General features: G+C 65.8%; 6 protein-coding genes. 2 read left to right on the forward strand and 4 right to left on the reverse strand.

The window, feature by feature from the left end; all coding sequences use genetic code 11:
- Positions 1-745 (reverse strand): porin (locus JMF90_RS22290; RefSeq protein WP_201325438.1); only part of this gene is annotated, 745 nt, incomplete at its 3' end.
- A gap of 491 nt (positions 746-1,236) precedes the next feature.
- Here JMF90_RS22290 and JMF90_RS22295 point away from each other — a divergent pair.
- Positions 1,237-1,581 (forward strand): DUF3088 domain-containing protein, encoded by a 345-nt coding sequence (locus JMF90_RS22295; protein ID WP_011545446.1) that lies wholly within the window; start codon positions 1,237-1,239, stop codon positions 1,579-1,581.
- Between the two features lie 45 nt (positions 1,582-1,626).
- Entirely contained in the window at positions 1,627-2,616 is a 990-nt protein-coding gene (locus JMF90_RS22300; RefSeq protein WP_011545445.1) for an ABC transporter substrate-binding protein, read from the forward strand.
- Positions 2,617-2,672: 56 nt separating this feature from the next.
- Here the strand turns inward: JMF90_RS22300 and JMF90_RS40195 are convergent, their stop codons facing one another.
- From JMF90_RS40195 to JMF90_RS22310, 3 genes are all read right to left on the reverse strand, one after another.
- Positions 2,673-2,978 carry a hypothetical protein gene (locus JMF90_RS40195; RefSeq protein ID WP_236593043.1) on the reverse strand — a complete coding sequence of 102 codons (306 nt, stop codon included), beginning with the start codon at positions 2,976-2,978 and terminating at the stop codon, positions 2,673-2,675.
- 90 nt (positions 2,979-3,068) lie between these two features.
- The gene (locus tag JMF90_RS40200; RefSeq protein ID WP_236593042.1) at positions 3,069-3,740 is read right to left on the reverse strand and encodes a hypothetical protein; all 672 of its coding nucleotides are present in this window, start codon (positions 3,738-3,740) and stop codon (positions 3,069-3,071) included.
- Between the two features lie 207 nt (positions 3,741-3,947).
- A partial coding sequence (locus tag JMF90_RS22310) for a M4 family metallopeptidase (protein ID WP_201325439.1) occupies positions 3,948-5,436 on the reverse strand: 1,489 nt, incomplete at its 5' end.

Genomic DNA, 5,436 nt, shown 5'->3' on the forward strand with positions numbered 1-5,436 from the left:
GCTTCAGCACGCCGCCGTTCAGCCCGTAGAAGAACGCGCCGCTGTAGTCGTTGCCGGTGGTCGAGGTTGCGCCGCCCACCGCGCCGCTGGTATTCGACGCCGCATTCGGATGATTGAACCGCACATAGCCGCCGCCGATCGACAGCGGGCCGTTCACGTAGTTCGCCGATGCACCCCACGCGTTGTTGTTCGAGAATCCAGTGCCCGCGCCGCCATTGGCCTGGTTGCTGAACGCATAGAGCAGGTCGGCGGTGAAGCCGGCGATCGTGTCGCTGCGGAACTTCACCGCGTTGTTCAGCCGGAAGCTCTGGTTCAGGTTGTCGTTGTCGCCCACGTGCGTGGCCGGCGACCAGAAACCCGCTCCCGAATACTGCGCGACGAGATCGGTGATCGGCTCGTACTGACGGCCGAACGTCAGCGTGCCGAGGCCTTTCTGGCCGAGGCCCACGTACGCGGACCGGCCGAACAGGCGGCCGCCCTGGCCGAGCCCGCCGTCGCTCGGCCGGAACCCGCTTTCCAGCGTGAAGACCGCCTGCAGGCCGCCGCCGAGATCTTCCGCGCCTTTCAGGCCCCAGCGGCTGCCGCTCAGCTTGCCGCTCGTCTGCTGGATGTTGCTCGCGCCGCCCTGGTTGTTCGTGTACGCGATGCCGGCGTCGACCACGCCGTACAACGTCACCGAACTCTGCGCCTGCGCGCTGACCGAACCGATCGACACCAAACCCAGTACCACCGTTTTTTTGATCATGACCATCCTCTGTTTTTATCAGTACGTTTGCGAGGATCACGATGCTATTGACGACCGACGCGCCGATGAACGGCCGATCCGTGGTTTGTAAATCGCGGCGCGGCCGATTTGTAATGTGCGTTGCCGTCGGCCCGACGGGTGTGTCGCGATCGCATCCGGCGCGCCTGCTGCGGCGAACGCATCGCGCGGACCGCGAACGTCGCCCGCTGGAAACGATCATGCACGGTCATATCGATCGATGAAATCATTCGATGTCCGCAATATCCGTCGTTCGCATGACGATGCGTTTACGCAACGGACCGCTAGGCGACGATCGGCGGTTGCGCTATGCGCGTTCGCATATCGATTCCGCAAAACGTTGGTAGGGCCGAGCGAGGTGCGCCGGTACAGTCTGGCATCCGGCGCTGGCCGGGCATGCCTCGGGAACGGCAGGGCGCACAGGCGCGCGCGCTTCCCGACTGGATCGATCAACGAGAAAGGAGCCGTTCGACATGAGTCGCGATGTACTGTTTCTGCTGGAACCGGGCTTTGCCGATCCGAAGCATCCGGGCCAGCGCTTCGTCTGTCCGCATGGCTTGCCGATCGAGGGGTTGTTGGCGAGCGCGCCGGATCTCGCCGCGCGCCTCGACGTGAAGCGCGTCGGCTTCGAGCGGCCGCGGCCCGCGGTGATCGACGCGCTCGACGACGCCCATCAGGGCCTGCCGGTGCTCGTGCTGGGCCGCGACCAGCCCGCGCCGGACGACGCGCAGACGCTCGGCGACGTGCGCTTCGTCACCGACGCGCGCCGCATCCTCGAACTGCTGGCCGAGCGCCACGGTTTTCCGGCGCTGCATTGACGCGACGGTTTCACTTCCTTCTCATCCGATCGACAGGAGCATCCGATGTCGTCAATGTCGGCGGCACGTCGCCGCCTGCTGCTTGCCGGCGCCGCCATCGCGGCGCACCCATTGGCCGCGTTCGCCGCGCCGGCCGCCGACGCCGATCTGGCCGGCACGACGTTGCGCGTCGCGACCTACAAGGGCGGTTGGCGCGCGCTGTTGCAGGCGGCCGGGCTCGCCGACATGCCGTACCGGATCGACTGGCGCGAACTGAACAACGGCGTGCTGCATATCGAGGCACTCAACGCGGACGCGCTCGATATCGGTTCGGGTAGCGAAATTCCGGCCGTGTTCGCCGCGCGCCAGAAGGCCAACGTGCGATTCATCTCGCGCGTGCGCGAAGACCTGAACAACCAGGTCACGCTCGCGCGCAAGGACACGCCGATCCGCGGCATCGCGGATCTGAAGGGCAAGCGCGTCGGCTACGTGCGCGCGACGACGTCGCACTATTTCCTGTATCGACAGCTGGCGGAAGCCGGCCTGACCTTCGACGACATCCAGCCGATCAACCTGTCGCCGACCGACGGGCTGTCCGCGTACGATCGCGGCGACATCGATGCGTGGGCGATCTACGGCTACAACGGCCAGCTCGCGCGCAATCGCTACGACGCCCGTGTGCTGAAGACGGGGAAGGGGTATCTGTCGGGCAATTTTCCGGTGTACGCGAATCCGCGCACGCTCGACGATGCGCGTCGCCGCGCGGCGACGGGCGATCTGCTGCTGCGGTTTCGACGTGCGTATGCGTGGGCGAACGGGCATTTCCGCGACTATGCGCTCGCGCAGAATCGCGAGACGCGTGTGCCGGTTGCCGATCTCGTCGCGATGTTCGACCAGCGCAGCGAAGACTTCGCGCTGCTGCCGGTGACGCCCGACGTGGTCGCGCAGCACCAGCAGGTCGCGGACGTGTTTGCCCGCATCGGCGTGCTGGACGGGCCGGCCCATGTCGCGCCGTTCTGGGACACGTCGTTCAATCCGCTGGTTGCGGCGGGGTGATGCGGTGAAACGGGAGGTGCGGGCGGGGTCGCTCGATATGTGCCGGTTCGCGTTCGTCAAACGGCGAAAATCCGCCGCTGGTAGTCGAGGATCAGGCGATCGATGTCCTGATCGGCGCGTCGCGGCTGGCTTTTCGGCTCGAGCCAAAGCCACCGCATCATCCGGTAGCGCGCCTCCACGCACATCAGCCATGCGTCCCAGTCCGACCAGTGTCGCAGCAACGGGATGTTGCGAATGTCGCGCAGCCCGTCGCGGATCTCGTACACGTTGAAGTACTTGCCCGCACGCTGGCTCAATTCGTCGAATGCGCGTGCGGCCTGCTCCGGGTCGGAAAGCAGGAAGTCGTGGATTTCGATGATCACGTGGCTGCCGGAGAGCTGTTCCAGCAGCGCGTCGTCGAACAGGTCGAACTCCGCGCCTTCGATATCGCACAGGATGACCCGCCCGGCCGGCTACCCGCCGTGCTCCGACAGAATCGCGGGCAAGTCGCGATCGGCCTTGCCGAAGACCGCGACGCGGTCCGCCAGCCCCATTTCCGCGGCGCGGTGCTGGATTGCGTGGCGGCGCTGCTCGTCCATCTCGAAGCACAGGCTGCGCGCAAAGACGTTGTTCCTGACCAGGCCGATGCCGAAAATCCCGTCGGCGGCGCCGAGGTCGACCAACACCTTCTCCGGCGATCCGAGCGCTTCGAGGATCGCGCAAACGGCGATCTCGTAGGTGCCGAGCAGATAGCCGCCAACCGCGACTTCCGCCCAGTGACTGAAGCCGATCGGAAAACCGCGCAGGATGCCGTACTGGACGATCGAGCCCGTCTGCTCGCGCAGCAACTGTGACAGATAGTGCAGGCGAAGATTCGCGGCCTGGATCGAGCTTTGGCTGAAATACTGCGCGTGGTCCATTTTTATCGTTCTCTCGGGTGAGGAAGCGCGTGGGGAAGGGCGGCGATGGCGGGAGACTTCCGTCGTCATTCCGCCTGGGACCAGAATATAGCGCGTTGTCGGCTCGCTCAGGAAGCCGGTTGCCTGGGCGGTGCCGTCGATACGATGGAAGGGAGCACGCGGAGCGTCCGGCCGGACGATTCGCGAATACGCCGGCCACGTTGGTGGCGGCACGCCTGGCAGCATATGGAATGCGTACCCGTCGGGCGCCCCTTCATCTGTCGGACCGCAAGGACGCACGATCCACCGACCAACCGCCTGCATACGCAGACGATCGGTCGGCACCTTCCCGTCATTCACCCGAACGCCGCATGACTACGGCCGAATCGCTTTTCTCCGAAGCGAAATCCCGCCACGCGGCTTCCAGGGTGCGACGCGTTCATACAAACACGGTCAATTCACCCCCACCGCACTCCACGCGCGCGCGACCGTCGCGCTTTCGGCCGAGTTCGCGCCATACAGGTCGTTTGCCGCCTGGATCGACGCACGCCGCGCGTTCGGATAGCTCGAGTTGGCGTTCAGGTACACGGTCAGCGTCCGGTACCAGATCTTGCCGGCCTTGTCGCGACCCAGCCCGCTGAAGGTCGTGTCGCCGTTGCAGACCAGTTGCGCTCTCGACAGGCCGGTGTCGGTCGACGGCACCGATGGGCCTTCCGACAGCAGATAGAAGAAGCGGTTGCCGACCCCCGACGAGAAATGCGGATCGTGGCGCGGATTCGACCACGAGAAGCCGCCGGACGGGTAGCAGCTGAACGACCGGCCGTCGAGGTCCTGCTTGTACATCTTGCGCAGGCCGCCGCTCACCACGCGTGCACCGATCACGTAGTTGCCGGGATCGTTCGGGTTGTTCGCGTAGAACTTCACGAGCGTGCCGAAGATGTCGGACGTCGATTCGTTCAGGCCGCCCGCGTCACCCGAATAGTTCAGGTTGGCGGTGGCTTCGGTCACGCCGTGGCTCATCTCGTGCCCGGCGACGTCGACCGATACCACGGGTTTCGGCAGGCGCGTGCCAGGTTCGCCGTCGCCGTATGCCATCACGCGCGACGACAGCCATGCCGCGTTCGCGCCCGTCGTGCCGCTGCCGGTATTGAACACCACGTGCGCGTAGCTCTTCACGCCGCGGCCGTCGTTGAAGATGCCGTTGCGGTTGTGCGTGGTCTTGTAGTAGTCCCAAGTCAATGCCAGCCCGTAGTCGATGTCTGCCGCGACGGTCTGCCGGTCGGTGGTCGTGTTGTTGCCCCACACGTTCGTGCTGCTCGTGAAGATCGGCAGGTCGGTCGCTTGCTCGACTTCGTCCGAGCTGAGACCACGACCATCGTAGACCGAGCCGCCGCCGCGGCCCGGGTCGAGCATCCGGTATGCGTTCGTGCCGGTCTGGTCCGTCGTGAGCGTCAGGTTGCCGTAGTACAGCGAGCGGCCGGTGCCGGTCGCGGCGGCGGTCTTGATCAGGTCCTGTGCGTCGAGCACGGTGCCGGTGCGTGCGTCAACGTAGTACAGCACGGCGTCGCCATGCGTGTCGGTTGCCTTGCCGTAGACGCGTACCGCGTAGGCCAGCGTCGGCGTGACGTCGCGTGCGAACACGACCAGCTCGGCGTCGTCGACGCGGCGCACGTCCGAGTTGAAGCGCGCGGCCGCGATGTGTCTCGCGCGCGTCGCGCCCACGTCGGGTGCGTTGCGTACCACGGCGCGGTTCCCGACCTTGCCGATCGTGCCGGCGAGGTTGATCGGCGCGAGCTGGGTCACGCTGGCCTGCTTCAGTTGCCCCTTGCTCGAATGGACGACCACGTCGCCGCCTATCACGGGCAGGCCCGCATGGAACCGGTCGAAACGCACGTGCTCGGTGCCGTCGGGATCGACGATCACGTCACGTACCTGGAACTGA

The organism is Burkholderia sp. E168m23, from assembly GCF_016586125.1.
GTDB lineage: Bacteria > Pseudomonadota > Gammaproteobacteria > Burkholderiales > Burkholderiaceae > Burkholderia > Burkholderia orbicola.

Coding starts and splice junctions, on each gene's coding strand:
- JMF90_RS22295 (WP_011545446.1), top strand. CDS start 1,237: ATGAGTCGCGATGTACTGTTTCTGCTGGAACCGGGCTTTGCCGATCCG.
- JMF90_RS22300 (WP_011545445.1), top strand. CDS start 1,627: ATGTCGTCAATGTCGGCGGCACGTCGCCGCCTGCTGCTTGCCGGCGCC.
- JMF90_RS40200 (WP_236593042.1), bottom strand. CDS start 3,740: ATGCTGCCAGGCGTGCCGCCACCAACGTGGCCGGCGTATTCGCGAATC.